Genomic DNA, 22,580 nt, shown 5'->3' with positions numbered 1-22,580 from the left:
ACACAATTATGAAACGCGCTATCGTCACCGCTCCATGCAAACCGTGGGGGACGATATGGACGACGACAAGCCGATCACCGAACAGGCGATGGACACGATCACCACCGCCGTGGAAGCGACCAAGGACGCCGCTGTCACTGCGGTGAAGCAGGTCAGGAAAGCCGCCAAGAAGGCTGCGAAGAAGGTAGCGCCGAAGAAGGCGTCCAAGAAGAAAGCCAAGAAGGCTCCGAAGAAAACTTCGAAGGCCACCAAGAAGACTTCGAAGAAAGCTGCAAAGAAGTCGTCGAAGAAGGCGGCCAAGAAAACAGCAAAGAAGGCCACCAAGAAAGCTGCCAAGTCGAAAAAGAAGGCCACGAAGGCCAAGCGCTGATCGCAACGCTCAAGTCTCCGGGGGCGGACGCGCCCGGAGACGGCTCCAGCGATACCCTACCCTCACCGCTTGGCTGCGCGCCGGCCCGGGTGATGCTCGCCTTGCGGATCGCGAAATTCGCTGCGATGGCCGCGCCGGTCCTCGGCGTTGAAGCGCCGGCGCTTCTCGGGCGAGCCGAACTGCTTGATCAATCTCCTGCCGTTCACCTTTTTGATGACGTAGCCGCCCTCGGTCATCGAGAACGGCTCCTTGAGCAATCCCATGTGGTCGAACTTCGTGCCGCGGGGATGCTTGAAGGGTTCGAACCAGGACGGATAAACGAAGTTCGACATCGGGAGATCGTTGACGACGAAGGCGTCCTCTTCCACTGCGTCGCAGACCTCGTAGGCGTATTGGGTGTGCCGGGTCTTGTCGGCCCACAGATTGGCCATAGGGTCGAGCACCATCTCGAACAGCTCATGCGAGGCTGCCAGACTGACCGGATCGTCCTTGGACAGCGCCTTGAGGAAGATCTTCGAGATCGGCTGTCCCCGATGCGTCAATTCATGCCGCCCGAGGAAATTCTTGTGGGTCGCATCGTCGAAATAGACCAACTGCCAGTCAGTGGGCTTCGGCTTGCGGGTAACGTCGAGATCGACGGGGTAGCCCCAGACCGGCAGGAAGTGCTCGTCATAGCATTTCTGCAGCGCGGCCGTGAGCCGCGCCATCACCTGCTCGCTCATCATCTCCTCTGCATAATTAATGCAGGCAATCCGGACTGGCTTCAGGGACCTGCCAAGCAATGCGCGTCTCGCCTTCTTCATGGAAAATCACCTGTGAAAGGGGCACTGAAATGCGCCGACCCTAGCACGAACGCGCCGCGCACGTCAGGGATGTATTCGAGCGGCTTGGCCCGCCGGCCCTAGAAGCGTCGGTTGACCACGAACACCGCGGCCGCGCACATCACCATGCCCGCGATCGCCAGCGCATCGAGCTTTTCTCCGAACAGCAGATAAGCCATCAGCGCCGTCACGGCGGGCACCAGATAGAACAGGCTTGCAACAGACGTGGCGGCGGCGTGGCGGATCAGCCAGTACAGCAGCCCGATCGACCCGATCGAGAGCGCCACGGCGAGCCAGGCCAGCGCGAGCATGAACTCGCGCGTCCAGTGCACCACGCGGTCCTCGAACAGGAACGCGCCGATCGCGAAGAAGATCGTGACGGACACGTACTGCACGAGATTGCCGGCGCGCCAGTCGATGTGGTTGCAGTAGCGGCGCTGATAGAGCGTGCCGAGCGTGATGCTGATCAGCGAGACCACCGAGGCGAGCCAGCCGAGCCCGGCTTCGCCGGTCATGGGACGGCCGTGCAGGATCAGCACCACGCCGCCGAGGCCAAGCACGAGCCCCGCCCATTGCACCGGCGTCACCTTCTCCCCGAGCCAGCGGTTGGCGATGGTCGAGGTCAGGATCGGCTGAAGGCCCGGAATGAGCGCGGACAGCCCGGCCGGAATCGAGTGAGCGATCGCGATTGCGGTGCCGCCGAGATAGAAGCCATGGACGAGAATGCCCGCGACTGCGCTGTGCGCGATGCCGATACGATCCGGCCATTTCGGTCGCGCGATCGCGACGATGATCGCCATCAGACCGACCACGAACGCCATGCGGATGGCGAGGTAGGTCAAGGGATCGGCATTGTTGACGACGTATTTGGTGCCGATGAAGCCCGTGCTCCAGAGCAGGACGAACAGGATCGGCGCGGCGCGGGCGGCCAGGGCTTCTTGATTGTGGTTCATTGCCGACCTCATTGCCTCACAGGGGGCCGATGCGGCAATGCGAATTTCGGCCAATTTCGTCCGGGCGATGCTGCGCTGCGACGGACCGGACGGCTCAGCGGCTCACCATTCGTCCGGACAGGGATCGATGATCTTCCAGAGCTCGACGCCGTTCTTGATCTTTTTCATGTCGGTGGTGAGCCCGCCATTGCGGCGAATCCAGTCCTTCACCGTGTCGGGGTAGTAGGCCATCAGGTCGGACGTCCCCTCCGCGCTGGTGACCTTGATGCCGAAAGTGAAGGCCTTGTCGTAGTAAGCCTGGTGGAAGCCGAGGCTGGCGCGCGGCGTCACGCAGATCTTGTTCATCGGCACGATGCCGAGCACCAGGGTGCAGGCCGAGTTGCAGATGCCGTCGATGATGACGCGTTCGCCCTTCTCGCGGACGCGCTTGTACTTGGCCTTGTACTCCTCGACATAGCCGCCGTGGTCGCGGGTAATATGCAGCTCGGCCCGCGCCGGCGTGGCGGCGACGACCGAGAGCAACAGCAGGCTCAGAAGCGTGATGCGCATGGCGAGGTGACGGCGAAAGCCTTCAGGAATGGACCGGTCTATGAACCCCGAGAAGCCGGCAACAGGAGTCTTGAGCTAATTCTCTTTGGTCATACTTGTGTGGGGAATTCGTTAAGCATCTCGAAAAGGCCAAAAATGGGCAAGTCCGGACCACAGAACCGGCAATTCTGTCACACCCACCCCGGAATCTGCGGGATTGGCGTCGATTTCCGGGCTGCAGACGGGTGTTCCGGCCGCCCGAACTGGCTATAAACGGCTGACCTATTCGTGCGGGTTCCGGAGATTCGAGATGAGCAAGTTGAAGAAGCTTGTAGCCGCGGTTGCTGTCCTGTCGGCCGCAATCCTTGCCCCTGGCCTCGCAGAGGCGCGGGGATACCACCGGTACCATCGCCACTACACGAACCCGCTGCCCTACCCGATCAGCTATCTGCACAATTACGGGCCCGGCATCACGCCCGGGACGTTCGCCTTTTACGACGGCTCGTCGACCAACCATTGCTACCAGAGCGCAGCCGCCTATGTCGGCCAGGACCGCCGTCGGCACCCCTGCTTCTGAGGGGTGCAGGCGGGTCCTCTGCGGGGGCCGCTATTTGGCGGCGCGGACAGCAGTAATTGCTTCTCGATCTCGTAGACCGGCAGTTTGACGAGGTCCTTGCCGACCTCGCCCTGGAGTGCCTTGCGCACCACATCCGAACAATCGGCGCGAATCATCCCAAGCGCACGCGGCGAGGCCACCATGGTCAAGGCCGAGGTTCTCGCCTGAGCTGACGGCGGCATCGAGCCGTCCGGCCAGGCCGCGCAGGAAGGCGCGCTCGGCCTCGTCGTGCCAATCAGTCTGCTCCACCGAGCTGCGCGTGCTACCGGCCGCGCCGTGGAGCCTGCCCGGCGCGTCGGTCCCTTGCGCACCGGTCGAGGGATTGGGCTGTTCGTGCACCTCCCTGGTGTGGAGGTTCGGAAACATCTCGTCGCCGAGGTTTTCCAGAATAAGCGCCTTGCGCCCGTCGCACACGACCAGCCAGTCACCCTTGTCGATTCTCATTTGGTCCATTGCACAGCTCCAAAGCCACCTCGCTAGCCAGCTCATCGAAATGCTCGAAAGCTGGCCACCACGCCAAGCTTAGGGACGAAGCTGCACCGACGAATTGCGCGGGATCAAGGATGGCGGCGATGTCCTGCGGAGCGCAACGCAAGCGTTGCATTGGTCAAGAGCGCGAACCTGGGATAGTCTGGCGGAGCTAAAGGTCAGGCCTGCGGCGGGCTGGGCTGAAGACCTGTTCATCAGCATTACATTTCGGTCCCGCCACAATTTGATCAGAACAAACTTCGATATCCCTGTATTGCGTAAGCGGAGAAAGACATCATGAAGCTTAGAATTGGCCTCGTCGCCGCGTCCCTGTTGGGTGCGTTGGTCGCATCATCGGCGGCGTCTGCCATGCCCATCGCGCCTGCTCCTGCGATGCCGCAGGTCTCCGACGTCGAGCAGGTCCGCATGGTCTGTGACGCCTGGGGACGCTGCTTCTGGCGCCCGAACTACTATGGATACTACGCCCCGCGGCCCTATTACGGTCCCCGATATGCACCGCGCTTTTACGGTGGCCCTCGCTATTACGGACCACGCTATCGCCGCTGGTGATTCTAAAGGGGCCCTTCGGGGCCCCTTCGCTTTTGCGAGATCAAGGATGTTGGTCTGGAGTCATTCCAAAACTGATCTAGATCAAAGACGCAATCCGCCACGCCGTCATTCTCCGACGATGGTCGATTTGATCGTTTTTCGATGTCCCCAGACGGGCATGAATGTGCAGACACATCTGGAGAAGCAACTGAGACAGGAGGCACAGAGCTTCGCCTCCTTCGCCTGTCCCGCCTGCACGCGGCTGCATTTCATCGACCTCGCCTCCGGCCAGCCGATGACTCGAGATCGTTGACGACGACACCGATCCGCCAAGCTTCATGCCATGATGTCCGCAATACTACGGCCCGGAATCCGGTTTACTGAAGCGCGATGTTTCGCCATTGATGGCGATGTTCCGACGTTCATTTGATTGTCATATTGCAGCAGCCGGTCGCACGCATGTTGTTCGACGCCCTCGCCCCATCCTCGGCGCTTCAATTGATCGGCTTTGCCGACGTCGATGCGTTTCGGCCGATCGAGTCGATGGAGGATGCGAGAAGCATTCCGCTCGACGTCCGGAATTTCGCGGCGGCTCGTGCTGTCGTCTCCCTGCCCGGCTGCCGCATCGTCATGATGCGCTCGTTCGCGCGCATCCTCGACGCCGCCTATCGGATGCCCGGGGGGATGGTGATCCTGCCCATGACGGACGACCTTCAGGTCAATTCCAAGGGCATGGATCTGGACACGCGCTTCTTCATCGCGCTCCGCGGCAGCGATGAATGCCATTTCGTCGAGCGCCGGACCAATCATCATGCGATGATCATCTTCTCACCCGGCATGAGCGACCGGGGCTGGTTCGATCAGGCGGACGACTTGCGGGCCTATGTCGCGAACCGCCCCGCTTTGCTCCACATTCGGCAGCTCCTGCTCGACATTCTGCGAACCGCGTCGGTGCAGCCGGCCCTGTTCGAAACGACCGAGGTCGCCGCCCATCTCCAGGAAGGCCTGCTGCTCGCGCTCGACGATCTGTTTCGCATTGATTCGCTCTCGGACCGGAGTGCCTCCGTCCAGGGCGAGCGGTCGATCAAACTCGTGCAGCGGATCGACGATTACGTCGCAGCACATCCGACTGCTCCGATCTATACCGCCGATCTCGCCGGCGAGTTTGGCGTCTCGATCCGGACGCTCGGCGGCGCCGTCAGCAAGGTGCGTGGCATGAGCCTGCATCAATACATTCGCCTGAAAAAATTGTGGCCGACGCGGTCTCGCCTTCTCAAAGGCGGGGGTGCCAACGTCGCCACATGCGCGCGCGCCCAAGGCTTTCACCATTTGGGGGAGTTTGCCGCAGCTTACCGCGCGACCTTCCACGAAGCGCCGTCCGACACGCTGGCACGGGGCCGGCAAGCCGGTCCGACGGCTGGCTGACCAGACACGGCTCAAGTCTTTTCCGGTGCGGCGCGCGCCCAAAGGGAACCAGTTCCCTCGAGCTGCATTATCCGAGCGGTGCGCCGGCAGCGCACTGAAGCACCCCGCGCGCCCTACGCGCGGGGTTTTTCTCGCCGTCAACCAAGTGGTTCAGGAAGAAAATGTCTATTAGCCGCAACGTATTGTTTCTGATCATCGGTGCTCTGGTCGTCACGGCGGCCGTGCTCGGCTACAATCTCTACCAGACGAAGAAGCAGCCCGATGGCCTGCAAATCAATGTCGGTCCCAACGGGCTGAAGATCCAAGGCAAATAGAGGCGGCTCACGGCCTCGCGCCAGATCCGAGAAAACTCTGGCCCTGCAAGTGGCGCGCTCGGAGAGATTCGAACTCCCGACCCTCGGAATCGAAATCCGATGCTCTATCCAGCTGAGCTACGAGCGCCCTGGCCCAGATCTTGGACCGTAACCGAGACGCCCCAGATAGCTGCTGGCGAGCCAGCAGGCCGGGCGACGTTCGGATGGGTTCGAATTAGCAGAGAGGCCGGCCAATAAAAAGCCCTTCCGGCCTCGATTCGAGACGGGTCAGACCCGCCCTCACCAGGTGCTGTTGAAGAAGCCGAAATGCGGCTGCTGCGCCATCACCATCATCGGCCGCCCTTGCTGCGGCACCGGATGCGTTCTGGCGACCTTGCGCTTGGGCTGCTGCGCCGGGGTCTGAGGAGGCTGGGCCTGCGCCTGAACTTGCGGCTGAATTTGCGTCTTGGCCTCGGTCTTCTTGACCGCAGCGGTATCGGCCTTCGCGGCCGGCGTGAATTGGGCGAACGTCTCGCGGACCCGCGCCTTGGCTGATATCTCGGCCAAAGCGGGTGACATGCTCTCCACGGGCGGCTGGGGAGCCGCGACGGCGGCGATCTTCGCCGCAGGGGCGGCAAGCGTCGGCTGACTGGTGTCGAGTACGACACGCTCCGGCAGGTGGCGATCGGACCGGATCCGAATCAACGGCTGTTCGTTGCTTGCGGTTGCGATAGACTGCGTCACAGGCGAAGTCGGCAGAACGTAGTTCGCCGCGAACAGCAGTGCGAGCAAGGCTCCACCGACAAAGAAGAAATACCGAAAGATGGGCATTGGCCACGCTCCGCCCGCCGCATCCCCGCGTGGGCTCTCCGCCTTAACAGGCGATCATTTAATTAGTTCCTGGCCCAGCCGTTCGGTTCAAATGGCGACACCAAGTTTTTCGGCCAACCCCCAGGACAGTAACTTTTCCGCTACCCGGCACTGCCGGCCTTAGGTCCGGCGTGCTGCCACAAGCGAACACTTCGCCTGATCGGCATTCACGTTGACGAAGCCGACAGGAATGCGCGCAAAAGTCTTGCGGCTCTTCATGCTGACCGGATCCGCCAGAACGCGGGTGCGGTCGGTGAGATGACTGCCATCACGCCGCGCAAAAGCGCAGACGATCTCGACATCCTTTACGGCATAGTCGTTGTCGTTGCGCAGCGTGAGCGTCACCAGCGCCTTCGATCCAAGGCCGCCGCGGCGCCAGGTCTGAGATGAAATCCTGATCCGGCCGAGTTCTGCCATTGTCGGAATCTGAGCTTCGGAGGCCGGCGACACGGCGACCGCATCGCGCGAAGCCGCCGTCTCGACGGCTGCCACGTCAGACCTCACCGGTTCGGCACTGTTGCCTCTGGAGACGGGGAGCAGCATCCAGATGCCGCAACCGACGATGATGGCCGCCAACAGCCACAGCAGGCCTCGCCCAAATGAAACGCTCGCGATCGTCACCGCCCGCGCCAGTCGTTCGCCGGTCCCGGCGAAACGCCCTAACCCGATGCGGTCAAACCCAGCGCTCATGGTTGCCTCACCGATCGCAGCGGAAGCACGTTTCGACAACGGATTCGGCCACTGCTTACTTAATCCGGAAGGCGAACTAAGGTTCCCGCGCAGCTGCCGAGTCGGCAAGAGCGGTGGCGGTCACGGGCCGAGCCCGCTAACATGCGCTGCAACATCAATATCCGTCGGGAGAACACGAAATGCCAGTCGTCACTTGGGATCACGTCCATCTGCGCAGCCCCGATCCGGAGGCCACGGCGGCCTGGTTGCGGGACATCCTCGGTGGCGAGATCGTGCAAGCGCCCGGACGGATCGACGTGAATCTCGGCGGCGCAAGGATCTTCATTGCGCCCCTCGAGGGCGACAATGCGGTCAACCCGCCGCCGCCGCACCCGCATCAAGGCCTCGACCATTTCGGTCTCACGGTGAAGGACATCGACGCCGTCGCCGCCGAGCTCAAGGCCAAGGGCGTCACTTTCACGCGCGAACCGACCACGATCCGCCCCGGCGTGCGCATCTGCTTCATCCGCGGCCCCGAAGGCATCTCCATCGAGCTGCTCGAGCGCGACAAGAAATATACCTGACACGGCGCGCGCCGCTCACCGGGCGACGTTGCCGCCCGGCGTGCCTCAAGTCATGCTGCCGGGCATGAAGCAGCGGACGGCGACGCCCATGTAGCCATAGATCGGCCAGACCATGGTGCGCCCCACCCGGCTCGGCTCCGAGATCACGGCCTCCTCGGGCACCTCGACCCAGACGAGCTCCTGCGGTCGGCCGTCGATCACGTAGCCATAACGCGGGACGCGGACCCGATAGTGCCCGTCCTTGCTGTCCCAGTCGGCGTCCGAGAGCGCCGAGCCGTCGGCATCGGAGCAACAAGGCCCCTTGCCGCTTCGCAGTCCGTCGAACCAGGCCTTCAATTCGGCATTGGTGTTGACGAACTGGCCGCGGTCGCGCGCGTGGCCGAAGGGGGCCGCGAGTGCGATCAGGGCCAGGACGCATGCTAGGTTCGCCACGGTTCGCCAGCGTGCTGCGCCGCCGATCCGCCGTTGTCGTGTTTCGCAAATCGTGGGACGCACACTGTACAGACGCGGCTTCTCGCCGCCGGAATCGATCCAGTTGCTCACGTTTGTCTTGCTCCAGCACCCCGCGGCCAGTGCAACAATGGTTATGCATTTCGCGGGCCAACTTGATTCGCAACGACTGGCCTCGCTTCATGATCAGACCGTCATGGCGGTGTCATAGACAAGCCGGGACAATTACGGCTCACGGGCAGGCTCGCAAGGTCGGCGGCCAAACTGCCGCGTTGCGTGGCCGCATGCCCTTTGGCATAAATGCACCACCGGTTACGCCATTGGGCGATGGCGGCCGGCCTCGGGACGTTATGAAGAACGGCCTCTATTCGATTCACGTGAACCTGCTCGATGGTCGGGTCGGCAAGGGCAGCGGCGTGATTCTTTTTCGCGACGGCAAGATTCTTGGCGGCGACGCCTATCTCTATTACACCGGCAGCTACACGGTGAAGGACAACACCTTCAAGGGCGAGGTGCTGGTCCAGCCTCACACCTCGCCGCGGGGTGACGACAATCCGCTGTTCGGCGGGCCTGCCGCGGTCGGCATCGGCCTCAGCGGCACGTTCACGGAGACGCGCGGGGACATGACGGGCACCGCGCTGGTCGGAAAGGCCAGCCAGATTTTCGGCGCGACGCTGCATAAGCTTGCAGAGGCCGACTAGAGCTTCGGTTCTGATTAAATCAGAACTGAAGCTCTCAATTGTTGTTTCGACGCATTTTCGTCACGCGGACCGGCATCCACTTCGCTCGAAAACGCGTGAGCTATTCCGCGGCCTGCTCGAGCGGCGCCACGCGCGGCAGGATGATCTGGATACGTGTGCCGCTGCCCGGTTCGGAATCCAGATCGAGCCGTCCGCCGAGCCTGTTCGTGACGATGCTGTAGACGATGTGCAGCCCGAGGCCGGTGCCGCCCTGATCGCGCCGCGTCGTGAAGAACGGATCGAAGGCACGGCGGCGGACGTCGAGCGACATGCCGCAGCCATTGTCGGAGAAGATGATCTCGACATTGTCCTTGCCGGACTCGCGCACCTGGATGTCGATGGTCCCCGGCCGGCCGTCCGGGAAGGCGTGCGCCACCGCGTTGAGAAACAGATTGGTCAGCACCTGGCCGTAGGGTCCGGGATAGCTGTTCATGGTCAGATCAGGCTGGCACTCGACATTGAGCGTCAGATTGTGCTTGCGAAGGCCGGGCCGCAGACTCATCACCACCTGCTCGGTGAGGTCACCGAGATCGAAGCTGCGCTGGTCCGAATAGTTGCGGTCGGCGGCGACCTGCTTGAACGACTGGATCAGCTCCGCGGCGCGATTGAGATTGGCGACGAGCTGCGAGGACGCGTCGCGGCTGGTATGGAGAAAGTCGTTGAGCGTGGAGCGGCGCAGCTCGCCGCGTTCGACTTCGGCGGTAAACATCGCGGTCTTGCGCTCCAGCGCGGAGGCGACCGTGAGGCTGATGCCGACGGGATTGTTGACCTCGTGCGCGACGCCGGCGACGAGGCGCCCGAGCGCCGCCAGCTTCTCCGCCTCGATCAGCGAGGCCTGGGTCTCGCGCAGATTGCGCAGCGCGGTCTCGGCGGATTCCTTGGCTTTCCGCATCTCCTGCTCGCCGCGCTTGCGCTCGCCGATGTCGAGCGCCACGGTGACGATCCGCTCGATCTCGCCTTCGGCATCGAGCAACGGCAGCTTGTTGACGAGCCATTGCCGCATGTGGCCGGAAGAATCAATGTACTCCTCTTCGTAGAAGCCGAGGCCCTTTCGCAGCGTCAGCACGCGCTTGTCGCTCTCGTCGGACTTGGCCGCGCCGTAGCGCGACATCAGGTCGGCCGTGGTGCGGCCGAGCGCATCGCCGGGCTCGATTCCGAAGATGCCGGCCATGTAACGGTTCATCAGCACGTAGCGCAGGTCGCGGTCCTTGACGTTGATGACCGCTGGCACGGTGTCGATGACCTGCTGGAGCAGGCGCCGTCCTTCGGCAATGGCGTCTTCCGCGCGCTTCTGGTCGGTAATGTCGCGCAGCGTGCCCTCATAGCGGACGATGTTGCCCGCCTCGTCGCGGACGCCGGTGGCACTGTCGGACAGCCACAGGATGTCGCCGCCGCGCTGGCGCACCTGGTATTCGAACTCGCGCACCATGCCGTCGCGTGCCATCAGCCGCTGATATTCGACGCGAGCCTCGGGATTGACGTAGATGGTGTGGGCGATGTCGTTGATGCTGTCGATGAGGTCTTTGGGGCTGTCATAGCCCATCATCCGCGCCAGCGCCGGATTGGCGTTGAGGAGGTCGCCGGCCGGCGTCGTGACATAGATGCCGTCGACCGAGCCCTCGAACAGTTTCCGGTAGCTCTCTTCGGCAAGGCGTTGCTCGGTCAGTGCGCGCACCGCCGCCTCGCGTGCCGTGTCGGCTTCCTCCAGCGCACGGCGGAACACTTCGGCCGCCCGCGCGATGTCGCCGATCTCGTTGTCGAGGTCGGCGGACGGGATCGAGGTGTTCTTCTCGCCGGCTGCGAGCGCGCGGATCGACCGCGCGATCTGGGCGAGCGGACGGACCGTCCGCCGCACCACGAAGCCGGCCGCGAGAATGCCGATCAGCACACCGACGGTACCGAGCACGATGCTCTGCCAGCGCGCCTCCGTCAGCGTGCGGGCAAAGTCGCGCGACAGCACGTGACCGCGCCGGGCGCTGACCTCGCGCAGCAATTCGGTGACGCGGCCGATCAGCCGACCCTCGGTTCCCAGCACCTCGCGGTCGATGTCGGCGATCTGCCGTTCACGGACCGCGACCGCGATGATCGCCTCGGCGTACTCGTTGACCGCCGATCTGAGCTTGGGATCAGTGACGCCCATCGCCCGCATGCTCTGCGCCGCCTGCTCGGCCGCGGACGGGTTGCGCGCAAGCAACCCAAGCGCGATCCGGCTCTGCGCTTCCGACAGGCGGGACGCCAGCTCTCGGTCCGCAGTGCCGGAGACAGCTGCGTCGAACTGGTCGCGGAGCGGCGGCAGCCCGGCAAGCAGCTGGGCGCGGCGGTCGATCAAGGTCGAGATCCGCTCCAGGCCGCTGCGATAGGTCGCAAGCCGCTCGCTGACGCCGTCGATCATATCCTGCTGCTCGGGCACGAGCTCGATGCGGGTCTTCTTCAGGATGTCACTGAGCGTCGATGCCGCCTCGCCCACCTGCTTGAACTGGATGCCGGCGCCAGGGTCGGTGACGAAGTCGCGCGCGGCGAGCCGCAGCTCGTTCATGCGGCGGTCGATGTCCTCGGCGAGGTCGCCGACGCTCTGCAGCCGCTGCAGCTCGGCGAAGGTCGTGTCGATGTGCCGGATCGCAATCACGCTCGCGGTCGAGGTGACGATGATCACCGCCAGCACCAGAAGGAAGCTGCCGAACGTGAGCTGGCCGATGGAGAGCGAGAAAGTTCGCTTTTTCTCAGGGGTCGGCGTCAATTCGGCGGACATTGGTGATGTGTGGACCGGGCCATTGGAGCTCCAATATACGACGTATTGCAGTCCCGGGGGAACATGCGTCTGGCCGCCGAATATCCTTAATGTTGAAGCCCTGCCGGCCTCCTTGGCCCCGGTTTTATGACGTTTTGACGTCGGCCGGCCGCCGCGCCGGGATAGTCATGGCGGCGACGCCGAGGACGACGCAGGCAAGACCGATCCAGGCGGTCCGGCTCAGGCTCTCGCCGAGGAAGGCGACGCTGATGGCAACTCCGATCGGCACGCGGAGATAGGCCTGCGCGGTGGTGCCGACCGAGCCCAGGGTCTGGATCAGGCGGAAATAGATCACGAAGGCCGCGGCCGTCGAGAAGGTCGCCAGCGCGAGCAGCGCCAGCACGGAACTCAGCGAGGGCGACAGCGTCCAGGGCTGCTCGACGATGAGCGAGGCCGGGAGCAGCGCCGCCGCCCCCGCCAGCAACGAGCCGGCCGCGGGCGCCATGGGATCGAGGCCCTTGAAGCCGCGACCGAAGATCGCGGCGCAGGCGTAGCAGATGGTGGCGGCAACGATCGCGGCCTCCGCGACGAGGCCGCTTCCAACATTATGGAAGGCATCGACGCCGACGATCAGCAGGATGCCGGCCATGCCGGCGACCACCCCGACCAGCTTTCGCGGTGTCGTCGCCTCGTGACGCGTCACGACCGCCGTGAGCAGGAAGGTGAAGATCGGGCCGGCCGAGTTGAGGATGGTCGCAAGCGCGGCATCGACGTGGCGCTCGCCCCAGGCGATCAATGTCCAGGGGATCACGCTATTGAGCACGGCCTGGAAGGCGAAGCGTTGCCAGGTCGCGACATCCGTCGGCAGCCTGATGCCCCGCGCCCACATGATCGCGAGCAGCAGCAGGCCCGCAATCGTGGTGCGCGCCGCGATCAGCGTGATCGGAGGAATGGTGGCGACGCCGAGCTTGATGAAGGTGTAGGAGCCGCCCCAGAGCGTTGCGAGCGCCAGCAGCAGCGCCAGCTCGACGGCGATGTTGTTGTTCTCCCGATTGCCCGGTCGGTTGTCCATGTCGCGCGCTCGATCCCGTTGTCAGGGACGGAACCTAGCGCGTCTGCCCTCGCCGATACTTCGCTTTGTATCGAAGTGTCCTAGCCGATGGCCCCGACCTCGAACACCTCACCGTCATAGCCGGCCTCGCGGGGAATGCGGAGCTGACGGCCGGTTTCGGTCTTGGTCATAACAGGCATCACCGTCACGACGGACATGCCGCGGGCGTGCTCGAGCGCGGCGCTCACGCGGCCCTGCTTGGCGAGCCGGATCAGATTGCGCGTGGTCGGGAACGGCAGCTTGAAGCGGCCGCTCTCGCCGCCCTCCACCGCCTCGCGTGGCGAGACCCAGATCGAGTCGGTCGATTCCCGGCCGTCATGTGCGCCGAGTTGGTCGGGCGGCGCGGCCGCAAGGAAGAACCATGTGTCGAAACGTTTTGGCATCCCCTCGGGCGTGATCCAGTGCGCGTAAGGCACGAGCGTATCGAGCGCGAGCTGGAGCCCGTTATCGGCCAGAATGCTCAGGAAGCTGACCTTGTGCTCGTTGAGCGCGACGCGATGCGCATCGGCGATTTCGCCGGCGCGCCTGGCGTCAACAGGCGTGTCCGAATCCTTCGACCGCGCCAGCAGGATGCCGCTTTCCTCAAAGGTCTCGCGGATCGCGGCGATTCGAAATCCGCGGTCCGCTTCACTCAGCCCCTCGCCGCCCGAATACAGGTCGGAGCGCTTGACGATCTCCTGATCGCCGGCATCGACGCTGCCACCAGGAAACACCAGCGCGCCCGAATTGAACTCGATCTGATGATGGCGAACCATCATGAAGACTTCGATTTCGTCGCGGCTCTTGCCGTCGACCGTCACGCCGTCGCGCAGCAGGAGGATCGTCGACGCAGGGCGTGATGCTGATGCCTCGGCCATTCGACTAACCTGCGGCGCTGGATTGCGGGCCGAGATTGGCGCGCTTGTCGACGCGGGCGACGCGCGACAGCAGGTAATCGACCTCCGCCTTCGCCATCGGGGTGATGGTGGCGCCGGGCTTGCGCTGGGCGCTGGAGGCAATGATGCCGCGCTTCTGCAGCACGTATTTGCGCACGGCAAGGCCCGCGCCGGGCTGCTGCTCGTAGCGGATCAGCGGCAGATGCGCGTCGAACAGATCATGGGCGGCGTCGCGCTTGCCTTCCTTCGAAAGCCGCACGACGTCGATCAGGAGTTCGGGGAAGGCATAGCCGGTCATGGCGCCGTCGGCGCCGCGCTCCATCTCGAAGTCCAGAAAGAGCCCGCCATTGCCGCAGAGGATCGAAAGCGGCCGCAGCGAGCCGTCCTTCTGGAAATTGCGCAGCGTCGAGATCTTTTCCAGCCCCGGCCAGTCCTCGTGCTTGAGCATCACGCAGTTCGGATTGTCGGTGACGATCTTGCGGATCACGGCCGGGGTGAACACCACCGACAAGGTCAGCGGAAAGTCCTGGAGCACCCAGGGCACGTCGGGGCCGATGGCCTCGGCCGCCTGCTTGTAATAGCCGACGATCTGGTCGTCGGTCCGCAACGACGGCGGCGGCGCGATCATGACGCCGGCCGCGCCCGCATCCATCGAGGCCTTCGCCAGCGAGCGCATGGTGGCAAAGCCCGGCGCGGAGACGCCGACGATCACCTGCATCTTCTTGGCGCGCTTGACGAAGCGTACCGCCACCTGTTCGGCCTCGGCGGCATCGAGCTTCGGGGCCTCACCGAGGATGCCCAGCACAGTGACGCCGTCGCAGCCGACCTCCTCGTAGAAATCGGTCAGGCGGTCGATCGAGCGCTCGTCGATCCGGCCGTCATCGTGGAACGGCGTCGGCGCGATTGCGAAGGTGCCCTTGGCGTCGGCGGTAAGTTTCATCGTTGTCCTTGTTTCTCTCTGTCGATGGCTAAAACCGCCGCGCCCCCATCTTGATCTGCTCTTCGGAGAAGAAGATCTCCTTGGCATGATCGGCGATGTCCTGGGCCTTCCAGCCCGTGTGCGGCGGCTTCCAGCCGTCCATTTCCATCATCCGCATTTCGCGCACGCCGCGGGGCCCGGACACGCCCAGCACCTTGCCGGTCTGGTCACCGGACAAGTCGCTGACCATGTATAGCACGGCCGGCGCGATGCCGTCCGGACCCAGCGCCGCGCCGGGGTTCTCCTTATAGCGGGGCAGGTCTGCGGTCATGCGGGTCAGCGCGCCCGGCGCAAGCGTCCAGATCCGGATGTTGTATTTGCGGCCCTCGATTGCCAGCACGTTGGACAGGCCCCAGATGCCGCCCTTGGCCGCGCCGTAATTGCTCTGGCCGAAATTGCCGATCAGGCCCGAGGTCGACGAGGTGTTGACGATGACGCCGCCGCCGTTTTCCCGCATCCAGCGAAATACCGGCATGGTGCAACAAAAGGTGCCCTTCAGATGCACCTTGATGACCTTGTCCCAGTCGGACTCAGACGCCTTGGCGAAGGTCTGGTCGCGCAGAATGCCGGCATTGTTGACGAGGATGTCGGCGCGGCCGAAATGCTTGATGGCGTCGTCGAACACCGACTGGCCGCCTTCCATGGTGGAGATGTCGGCGCCGTTGGCGACCGCCTTGCCGCCTTCGGCCTTGATCGCATCCACCACGAGCTGGGCCATCGATGTGTCGGCGCCGGAGCCGTCACGGGGCCCACCGAGGTCGTTGACGACGACGGAGGCCCCTTCCCGCGCGAACAGCTTTGCGTAGGCCTCACCGAGCCCCCCGCCCGCGCCGGTGATCAGCGCAACCTTGCCGTCGAGTAGTCCCATGGTGGCTCTCCCTGTTTTGTTCTTTTGCTCCGTCATGGCCGGGCTTGTCCCGGCCATCCACGAACTTGATCGCCAACCGCGCGAAGAACGTGGATGCCCGGGACAAGCCCGGGCATGACGAAATAACTCAGAGCGCGTCGAGCGGCATCATCACCCCAGCACCGTCTTGCCGTTCTTGATCACAGTGACGCCGCGCGACTTTACCTTGGCTTCGAACGAGATCACGCTGCCGTCCTTCCAGAGGTCCATGGTCACGGTCTCGCCGGGATAGACCGGCGAGGAGAACCGCGCGACGTGCTGGCGGAAGGCGGAAGCGTCGTAATCGGCATAGGTCTGGAGCACGCCGCGGCAGGTGATGCCGTACGTGCACATGCCGTGCAGGATCGGACGTGGGAAGCCGGCCTTCTTCGCGAACTCAGGGTCGGAGTGCAGCGGGTTGCGATCGCCGCAGAGACGATAGACCAGCGCCTGGTCGGGACGCGTCACGATGTCGATGGTCGTGTCGGGTGCGCGGGACGGGCTCTTGTGCGGATCCGGCTGGGTCAGGTTCGGCCCGCCAAAGCCGCCGTCGCCGCGGGCGAAGCGGGAGGCGACCAGAGTTGCCAGCTTCTCGCCCTTCTCGTTCTTGAGCACGGTCTGATGGCTGATGACCACGCCCTTGTCCTTGCCCTTGTCGTAGACTTCGACCACGGAGGAATCGGCGGTGATGTGCGCGGCGACCGGCAGTGGCTGGTGGAAGGTGATGTCGCGCTCGCCGTCCACCACCATCACGCGGTTGAGGTTCATCTCGCCAGGCCCCGCGCCCCACGCGGCGACGGATGCAAAAGTCGGCACCACCTTGAGCGGTCGCGGCGTCAGCGTGCCCTCGTTGACGAAGGCGAGCTCGTTCTCGTCCATCGGATCGGCGCCCAGCCCAATGCCGTAGGCATAGAGCATCACTTCGCGGTCGGTGTAGGCATATTTCTGGCCGAGGTTTTTGAGGCCTTTGAGTTCGTTGTATCTGGCGGACATTTTTGTTGTTTCCTCCCGGCAGTTTCAGCGAATGGCGGCGCCCATTGATGCGCCCTCTCCCCTTGCGGGAGAGGGCTCCAAGGTGCTCGCAACAAACTCGTTTGGGTGAGGGGTTCGCTCCGCATCGAACAATCTCTCGGTGGAGAGAGACCCCTCATCCGGCGCTTCGCGCCACCTTCTCCCGCAAGGGGAGAAGGGAAGAAAGCGACTACGCCGGCGTAAAGAACGGCAATGGCGCGCCGTCGGTCGGCTTGAACACCACCTTCACCTTCTGGCCGATCTTCAACGTCGTCAAATCGCAATCGACGAAATTGGTCTGGAGCGATGGGCCTTCCTTCAGCGTGACGTAGCCGATCGCGTAAGGGCCGGTCGGCGACTTCCGCATCAAGCTGTAGGTGTAGATCGTACCCTCGCCCGAAGACTCCTCCCACACCGTCTTGTCGGAGTAGCAGAACGGGCAGATCGCACGCGGGAAATAGTGCGCCTCGCCGCACGCGGTGCAGCGCTTGATCATGAACCTGCCCTCTTTGGCCGCATCCCAGAACGCGGCTGTCTCAGGGTTCGTCACCGGGGCCGGATATTTCTTGGCTTCGCTCATCACACGCGCTCCAGAATGGCCGTCGAGGCGGCGTGGCGAACACCCAAAAGCCCGCCGGTGCCGTGGGCGATGGCGAGATCGCAATTCTTGACCTGCACCTTCGGATGCGCCTCGCCGCGCAGTTGCCGCACGGCCTCGAGGATCTTGGTCATGCCGCCGCGATTGACGGGATGGTTGCTGCAGAGGCCACCGCCATCGGTGTTGAACGGCAGCTTGCCGACGCCCGAGATCAGATTGCCGTCGGCGACGAACTTGCCGCCCTCACCTTTCTTGCAGAAGCCGAGGTCTTCGAGCTGCATCAGGACGGTGATGGTGAAGCTGTCGTAGATCGAGGCGTATTTGATGTCCTTCGGCGTGATGCCGGCTTCCTCGAAGGCACGCGGGCCGGACCAGATGCCGGCGGAGTATGTGAGGTCGAGATCCTTGCCGCCGCGCGGGCCCTTCATCGCCTCGCCATGTCCGATCAGCTTGACCAAAGGCTTCTTCAGGCTCTTGGCGATTTCAGGCGTGGTCACGATCAGCGCGCCGCCGCCGTCGGAGACCACGCAGCAATCCATGCGATGCAAGGGATCAGAGATCATCGGCGAGTTCAGGACGTCCTCGACGGTCACGACGTCCTTGAGCATCGCATGCGGATTGTATTGCGCATGGTGCGAGGCCGCGACCTTGATCCAGGCGAGCTGCTCGCTGGTGGTGCCATAGTCGTGCATGTGGCGCATGGCACACATGCCATAGGCATTGTGCGTGGTCGCGCCGTAAGCCGTCTCGAAATCGGCCTCGGCGCCCGCCGCGCGCGGCGGCATCGCCCCGGTGCGCGGCTTGCCGGCCAGCGTGATCAGCGCGATCGAGCACTTGCCCGCGGCGATCGCTTCAGCGGCATGGCCGAGATGGATGATGTAGGAACAGCCGCCGGTCTCGGTGGAATCGACATGGCGGAGTTTTTTGGTGTTCAGCCCGAGATAATCAACCATCGGCCAGGCGCCGCCCGGGGCGTCGCCCGCGCAGAAATAGCCGTCGACATCGTCCTTGCTGAGCCCGGCATCCTCGATCGCGCCCTTGGCGACCTCGGCATGGAGTTGCGCGGTGGATTTGTCCGGCGCGTGCCGGGTCGGGTGTTCGTAGATCCCGGCAATGTAGGCCTTGCCCTTGATGGTCAAATAAGGTCTCCGCTGGCGTTTCTCACTTCCGGTTTTTTCTGAACCGCTGCCGCCCTGTTGGCAAGCGCGGAAATATTCCGTCGGGCGAGAGGGCAGCGGGCTGGCGCAAATGGCCGCCGCATCATCCGAGGTGCGGTGGAAGGCCCTGCTGCCGCAGTCGTCGTTGCGAGCGCAGCGAAGCAATCCAGGAATCTTTCCGCGGACGCACTCTGGAATTGCTTCGCTGCGCTCGCAATGATGGGAACGACGGGCAGAACCCTAAAGCTGTTTTGCCCGACGGCACAAGTGATTTCGTTTTATCGAAAAATGTTTTTTCGCGGAAACAACCCCATGCACAGTAGAACGGTGGTTGATTTCAAACAGGAATTTGCAGGGTGGATTAGCGAGTCCACCCCACGAAAATTCTACTCCGCCGCGATCTGCCTCGGCGCCGGCGGCGGGTTCGCGAGGTCGGCGGCGAGCTGGGCGTAGCGGGCCTTGGCGTCTGCTACGGCCTTCTCCTTCACCGGGCCGTAGCCGCGGATGCGGTCGGGCAGCGAGAGCAGCTCCACCGCGGTATCGATCGTCAGCGGCGACAGCAGGCCGAGCACGGTGGCGACGTCCTTCTCGTAGCCGGCGATCAGATCGCGCTCGAGCTTGCGGTCGGCACTGCGACCGAAGATGTCGAGCGGCGTGCCGCGCAGGAACTTGAATTTTGCCAGCACGCGGAACACCGGAAGCATCCACGGGCCGAAGGCGCGCTTCTTCGGGCGGCCGAGCGCATCGACGCCCCTGCTCAGAATGGGCGGGGCCAGGTTGAAGTTGAACTTGAAGTCGCCTTCGAACTGGTCGCGGAGCTGCTTTTCGAAGGCGCCATCGGTGTAGAGGCGCGCGACCTCGTATTCGTCCTTGTAGGCCAGCAGCTTGGCGTAGTTGACCGCAACGGCGCGGGTCAGCGCCTCGTCATAGCCGCCCTGCCTGGCGACGTCGCTGACCTGATCGACCAGCTTGCGGTAGCGTTTCGCGAGGCGGCCGTTCTGGTACGCCGTGAGATGCCTGGTGCGATGCTCGATGACCTCGTCGAGCGTCATTGCGTCCAGTGACTTGGGCGCAACGACCTCATCCGTTCCCTTCAGCATGCCGGCAAGCCGTGCGGGATCGGCGACCGCGAGGCGGCCGAGGCGGAAGGCTTCCTTGTTCATCTTGATCGAGACGCCGTTGACCTCGATCGCCTGCTCGATCGACTCCGCTGACAACGGCAAGAGGCCCTTCTGATAGGCGTAGCCCATCATCATCATGTTGGTGGCGATGCTGTCGCCGAGCAGCTGTTCGGCCGGCTTGGTGAAGTCGAAAAATACCGAGTCCTTGTGCAGCGCGGTTTCCAGCAACCCGTTCAGCTTGCGGGTCTGGAAGTTGAAATCGCGGTTGAGGACGAAGTCGGCGGTGGGAATGACGTGGCTGTTGATGATGCCGCGGGTGCGGCTGCTGTCGCAGAGTGAGATGGTGTCCTTGGCAACCGCGACCACCTCATCGGCGGCGAGCACGACATCCGCCGTGCCCGTGACGATGCGCGAGCAGGTCACCTCGGCCGGATGATCGGACAGGCGGACGTGGCTCAGCACCGCCCCACCCTTTTGCGCCAGGCCCGACATATCGAGGATCATCGAGGCCTTGCCCTCGATATGGGCGGCCATGCCGAGCAGCGCGCCGATCGTCAGCACGCCGGTCCCGCCGACGCCGCCGACAGCGATGTTGTAGGGCTTGTCCAGGTTGGGGCGCGATGCCGGCTCAGGCAGATCGCCGATATCGCCGACGCCCGCCGGCGCGCGCTTGCGCATCTTGCCGCCATCGACGGTGACGAAGGACGGGCAAAAGCCTTTGACGCAGGAATAATCCTTGTTGCAGGTCGACTGGTTGATGGCGCGCTTGCGGCCGAACTCGGTCTCGAGCGGCTCGACCGAAATGCAGTTCGATTGCACCGAGCAATCGCCGCAGCCTTCACACACTGCAGGATTGATCAGCACACGGCGCGCCGGATCCTCCATCGTGCCGCGCTTGCGGCGGCGCCGCTTCTCGGCGGCGCAAGTCTGCACGAACACGATCGCGGACGCGCCCTTGACCTTCCGCAGGGTCTTCTGGACCGCGTCGAGTTCGTCACGATGCGCGGTCTTGACGCCGGGCGCGATCTCGTTCGCCGGATAGGCGTCGGGATTTTCTGAGACCAGATAGATCTCGCGGATGCCTTCGCTGTGTAGCTGGAAGGTGATCTGCTGCGGCGACAATTCCCCGTCGACATGCTGGCCGCCGGTCATCGCGGTCGCGTCGTTGTAGAGGATCTTATAGGTGATGTTGGCGCCGGAGGCGATCGCCTGGCGGATCGCGAGGCTGCCGGAGTGGAAATACGTGCCGTCGCCGAGATTGGCGAAGACGTGCTCTTCCTTTGTGAAGGGGGCAACGCCGACCCACGGCACACCCTCGCCGCCCATGTGGGTGAAGGTCTCGGTGGAGCGATCCATCCACAGTGCCATGAAGTGGCACCCGATGCCGGCAAAGGCGCGACTGCCTTCGGGCACCTTGGTCGAGGTGTTGTGCGGGCAGCCGGAGCAGAAATACGGGGTGCGGGCGACAGGCGCGGTCGCCTGCATTTGCGACGCCTGGCGGCCGTTGAACCAATCGGCCTTGGCGCGCAGCATCGTTGCAATTTCGGGATTGAGATCAAGTCGAAGCAGCCGCTCGGTCAGCGAGCTCGCCAGCGAGGCGACGCTGAGTTCTTCGGCAAAGGGAAGGAAGCGCTTGTCGTGATCGTCCATCTTGCCGATAATGCGGGGACGGACATCGTCGCGCCAGTTGAACAGCTCCTGCTTCACTTGGTTCTCGACGATCTCGCGGCGCTCTTCGATGATGAAGATTTCCTCGAGTCCTACAGCGAATTGCCTGACGCCTTCCGGCTCCAGAGGCCACGGCATGCCGATCTTGTACAATCGAAGTCCGATCTTGGCGGCGACCTCGGGCGTGATCCCGAGCTCGCGCAGCGCCTGACGGATATCCTCGTAGCTCTTGCCGGACGCCATGATGCCGTAGCGGGCGTTGGGCGAGTCCATGGTGACGCGATTGACCTTGTTGGCGCGTGCAAAGGCGATCGCGGCAAAGCCCTTGTAGTCCTGCAGGCGGCGGTCCTGGGCGAAGCGGTCGTCGGGCCAGCGCAGATTGAGGCCGCCTTCGGGCATCTCGAAATCGGTCGGGATCACGAACGGCGTCATCTCGTCGGTGAGGTCGATCTCGGCGGTGGTCTCCACCGTCTCCGTGATCACCTTCATGCCGACCCAGCAGCCCGAGTAGCGCGACATCGCGATACCCAGAAGACCCATCTCGATCATCTCGTGTACGCTCGACGGGTAGAGATAGGGCATCAGCGCCGACATGAAGGCGTGGTCGGATTGATGCGGGACCGTCGAGGATTTTGCGCCGTGGTCGTCGCCGGCGAGACACAAGACGCCGCCGTTCTTGGCGGAGCCCGCGGCATTGCCGTGGCGGAAGACGTCGCCGCAGCGATCGACGCCGGGGCCCTTGCCGTACCAGATGCCGACCACGCCGTCATACTTGGCGCCCGGCGAGAGGTTGAGCTGCTGCGAGCCCCAGACCGCGGTCGCGGCCAGATCCTCGTTCACGCCGGGCTGGAACTTGATGTTGTACTGCTCGAGATGCTTGCGCGCGGCGAAGAGCTGCTGGTCATAGCCGCCGAGCGGCGAGCCGCGATAGCCGGAGATGAAGCCGGCGGTGTTCAATCCCGCGGCACGGTCGCGCCGGATCTGGGCCATCGGCAGCCGGACCAGGGCCTGAATGCCCGTCGTGAAAATATGTCCGGTGTCCTGGGTGTATTTCTGATCGAGACTGATCGGACCCTGGTTGATGCCCATTATGTCCTCTTCCGCCCTTTT

General features: G+C 63.8%; 22 protein-coding genes, 1 tRNA gene and 1 pseudogene. 7 read left to right on the top strand and 17 right to left on the bottom strand.

Features of this window, described 5'->3' with window-relative positions; genetic code table 11:
* The first annotated feature begins 55 nt into the window (after nucleotides 1-55).
* Nucleotides 56-370: a hypothetical protein gene (locus tag RX329_RS19380; RefSeq protein ID WP_018455277.1), complete on the top strand. Its 315-nt coding sequence runs from the start codon at nucleotides 56-58 to the stop codon at nucleotides 368-370.
* Nucleotides 371-432: 62 nt separating this feature from the next.
* On the opposite strand, the gene RX329_RS19375 is transcribed toward RX329_RS19380, so the two are convergent.
* The 3 genes from RX329_RS19375 to RX329_RS19365 form a co-directional block, all read right to left on the bottom strand.
* On the bottom strand, nucleotides 433-1,173 hold the full coding sequence (locus tag RX329_RS19375; protein ID WP_085351318.1) for a hypothetical protein: 741 nt from the start codon (nucleotides 1,171-1,173) through the stop codon (nucleotides 433-435).
* Nucleotides 1,174-1,271: 98 nt separating this feature from the next.
* Nucleotides 1,272-2,144: a DMT family transporter gene (locus RX329_RS19370; protein ID WP_018455279.1), complete on the bottom strand. Its 873-nt coding sequence runs from the start codon at nucleotides 2,142-2,144 to the stop codon at nucleotides 1,272-1,274.
* Between the two features lie 102 nt (nucleotides 2,145-2,246).
* Nucleotides 2,247-2,693: a hypothetical protein gene (locus tag RX329_RS19365; RefSeq protein WP_007603109.1), complete on the bottom strand. Its 447-nt coding sequence runs from the start codon at nucleotides 2,691-2,693 to the stop codon at nucleotides 2,247-2,249.
* 289 nt (nucleotides 2,694-2,982) lie between these two features.
* Between RX329_RS19365 and RX329_RS19360 the strand changes: the two genes are divergently transcribed.
* Entirely contained in the window at nucleotides 2,983-3,249 is a 267-nt protein-coding gene (locus RX329_RS19360; RefSeq protein ID WP_085351317.1) for a hypothetical protein, read from the top strand.
* A 50-nt stretch (nucleotides 3,250-3,299) separates the two neighbouring features.
* Here the strand turns inward: RX329_RS19360 and RX329_RS19355 are convergent.
* Nucleotides 3,300-3,741 (bottom strand): annotated as a pseudogene (locus tag RX329_RS19355) (host attachment protein); the annotation flags it as partial.
* Nucleotides 3,742-4,053: 312 nt separating this feature from the next.
* Here RX329_RS19355 and RX329_RS19350 point away from each other — a divergent pair.
* The 3 genes from RX329_RS19350 to RX329_RS19340 all read left to right on the top strand — a co-directional run bounded on the left by RX329_RS19350 (nucleotide 4,054) and on the right by RX329_RS19340 (nucleotide 6,044).
* Nucleotides 4,054-4,326: a hypothetical protein gene (locus tag RX329_RS19350; protein WP_085351316.1), complete on the top strand. Its 273-nt coding sequence runs from the start codon at nucleotides 4,054-4,056 to the stop codon at nucleotides 4,324-4,326.
* A gap of 438 nt (nucleotides 4,327-4,764) precedes the next feature.
* Nucleotides 4,765-5,730: a helix-turn-helix domain-containing protein gene (locus tag RX329_RS19345; protein ID WP_317246331.1), complete on the top strand. Its 966-nt coding sequence runs from the start codon at nucleotides 4,765-4,767 to the stop codon at nucleotides 5,728-5,730.
* A 161-nt stretch (nucleotides 5,731-5,891) separates the two neighbouring features.
* Entirely contained in the window at nucleotides 5,892-6,044 is a 153-nt protein-coding gene (locus RX329_RS19340) for a hypothetical protein (protein WP_018455284.1), read from the top strand.
* Between the two features lie 50 nt (nucleotides 6,045-6,094).
* Here the strand turns inward: RX329_RS19340 and RX329_RS19335 are convergent.
* The 3 genes from RX329_RS19335 to RX329_RS19325 form a co-directional block, all read right to left on the bottom strand.
* Nucleotides 6,095-6,171 (bottom strand) — tRNA-Arg (locus tag RX329_RS19335).
* Between the two features lie 152 nt (nucleotides 6,172-6,323).
* Nucleotides 6,324-6,854 carry a hypothetical protein gene (locus RX329_RS19330; RefSeq protein WP_085351315.1) on the bottom strand — a complete coding sequence of 177 codons (531 nt, stop codon included), beginning with the start codon at nucleotides 6,852-6,854 and terminating at the stop codon, nucleotides 6,324-6,326.
* Between the two features lie 159 nt (nucleotides 6,855-7,013).
* Nucleotides 7,014-7,583 (bottom strand): hypothetical protein, encoded by a 570-nt coding sequence (locus tag RX329_RS19325; protein WP_085395596.1) that lies wholly within the window; start codon nucleotides 7,581-7,583, stop codon nucleotides 7,014-7,016.
* Between the two features lie 179 nt (nucleotides 7,584-7,762).
* Between RX329_RS19325 and RX329_RS19320 the strand changes: the two genes are divergently transcribed.
* Nucleotides 7,763-8,146: a VOC family protein gene (locus RX329_RS19320; protein WP_018455287.1), complete on the top strand. Its 384-nt coding sequence runs from the start codon at nucleotides 7,763-7,765 to the stop codon at nucleotides 8,144-8,146.
* Between the two features lie 45 nt (nucleotides 8,147-8,191).
* On the opposite strand, the gene RX329_RS19315 is transcribed toward RX329_RS19320, so the two are convergent.
* Nucleotides 8,192-8,689 (bottom strand): hypothetical protein, encoded by a 498-nt coding sequence (locus RX329_RS19315; RefSeq protein ID WP_247370533.1) that lies wholly within the window; start codon nucleotides 8,687-8,689, stop codon nucleotides 8,192-8,194.
* A 257-nt stretch (nucleotides 8,690-8,946) separates the two neighbouring features.
* Here RX329_RS19315 and RX329_RS19310 point away from each other — a divergent pair, with 257 nt between their 5' ends.
* Nucleotides 8,947-9,297, top strand: a complete 351-nt coding sequence (locus tag RX329_RS19310; protein WP_317246330.1) for a GrlR family regulatory protein — start codon at nucleotides 8,947-8,949, stop codon at nucleotides 9,295-9,297.
* A gap of 100 nt (nucleotides 9,298-9,397) precedes the next feature.
* Here RX329_RS19310 and RX329_RS19305 read toward each other — a convergent pair whose 3' ends face one another.
* The 9 genes from RX329_RS19305 to RX329_RS19265 form a co-directional block, all read right to left on the bottom strand.
* Nucleotides 9,398-12,085 (bottom strand): PAS domain S-box protein, encoded by a 2,688-nt coding sequence (locus RX329_RS19305; RefSeq protein WP_085395593.1) that lies wholly within the window; start codon nucleotides 12,083-12,085, stop codon nucleotides 9,398-9,400.
* Nucleotides 12,086-12,209: 124 nt separating this feature from the next.
* Nucleotides 12,210-13,136 carry a DMT family transporter gene (locus RX329_RS19300; protein ID WP_317246329.1) on the bottom strand — a complete coding sequence of 309 codons (927 nt, stop codon included), beginning with the start codon at nucleotides 13,134-13,136 and terminating at the stop codon, nucleotides 12,210-12,212.
* Nucleotides 13,137-13,216: 80 nt separating this feature from the next.
* Nucleotides 13,217-14,032, bottom strand: coding sequence for an NUDIX hydrolase (locus tag RX329_RS19295; RefSeq protein ID WP_247455484.1), 816 nt, complete (start codon nucleotides 14,030-14,032; stop codon nucleotides 13,217-13,219).
* Between the two features lie 4 nt (nucleotides 14,033-14,036).
* A complete protein-coding gene (locus RX329_RS19290; RefSeq protein ID WP_085395591.1) occupies nucleotides 14,037-14,990 on the bottom strand; it encodes a dihydrodipicolinate synthase family protein in 954 nt (317 codons plus the stop codon).
* A 28-nt stretch (nucleotides 14,991-15,018) separates the two neighbouring features.
* Nucleotides 15,019-15,897, bottom strand: a complete 879-nt coding sequence (locus RX329_RS19285) for an SDR family oxidoreductase (RefSeq protein WP_018455294.1) — start codon at nucleotides 15,895-15,897, stop codon at nucleotides 15,019-15,021.
* 150 nt (nucleotides 15,898-16,047) lie between these two features.
* The gene (locus tag RX329_RS19280; RefSeq protein WP_085395590.1) at nucleotides 16,048-16,908 is read right to left on the bottom strand and encodes a MaoC family dehydratase; all 861 of its coding nucleotides are present in this window, start codon (nucleotides 16,906-16,908) and stop codon (nucleotides 16,048-16,050) included.
* A 208-nt stretch (nucleotides 16,909-17,116) separates the two neighbouring features.
* The gene (locus RX329_RS19275) at nucleotides 17,117-17,506 is read right to left on the bottom strand and encodes a Zn-ribbon domain-containing OB-fold protein (RefSeq protein ID WP_085360844.1); all 390 of its coding nucleotides are present in this window, start codon (nucleotides 17,504-17,506) and stop codon (nucleotides 17,117-17,119) included.
* Nucleotides 17,506-18,663, bottom strand: a complete 1,158-nt coding sequence (locus RX329_RS19270; RefSeq protein WP_085360843.1) for a thiolase domain-containing protein — start codon at nucleotides 18,661-18,663, stop codon at nucleotides 17,506-17,508. Before RX329_RS19270 ends, RX329_RS19275 begins: the two co-directional genes overlap by 1 nt.
* Before the next feature lie 404 nt (nucleotides 18,664-19,067).
* The gene (locus RX329_RS19265; RefSeq protein ID WP_085360841.1) at nucleotides 19,068-22,559 is read right to left on the bottom strand and encodes an indolepyruvate ferredoxin oxidoreductase family protein; all 3,492 of its coding nucleotides are present in this window, start codon (nucleotides 22,557-22,559) and stop codon (nucleotides 19,068-19,070) included.
* Nucleotides 22,560-22,580 lie beyond the last annotated feature (21 nt).

Source organism: Bradyrhizobium sp. BWC-3-1 (assembly GCF_032917965.1).
GTDB classification, from domain to species: domain Bacteria; phylum Pseudomonadota; class Alphaproteobacteria; order Rhizobiales; family Xanthobacteraceae; genus Bradyrhizobium; species Bradyrhizobium canariense_D.
Note: the sequence above shows the minus strand (reverse complement) of the source record. Positions and strands in the feature narration are given on the sequence as shown.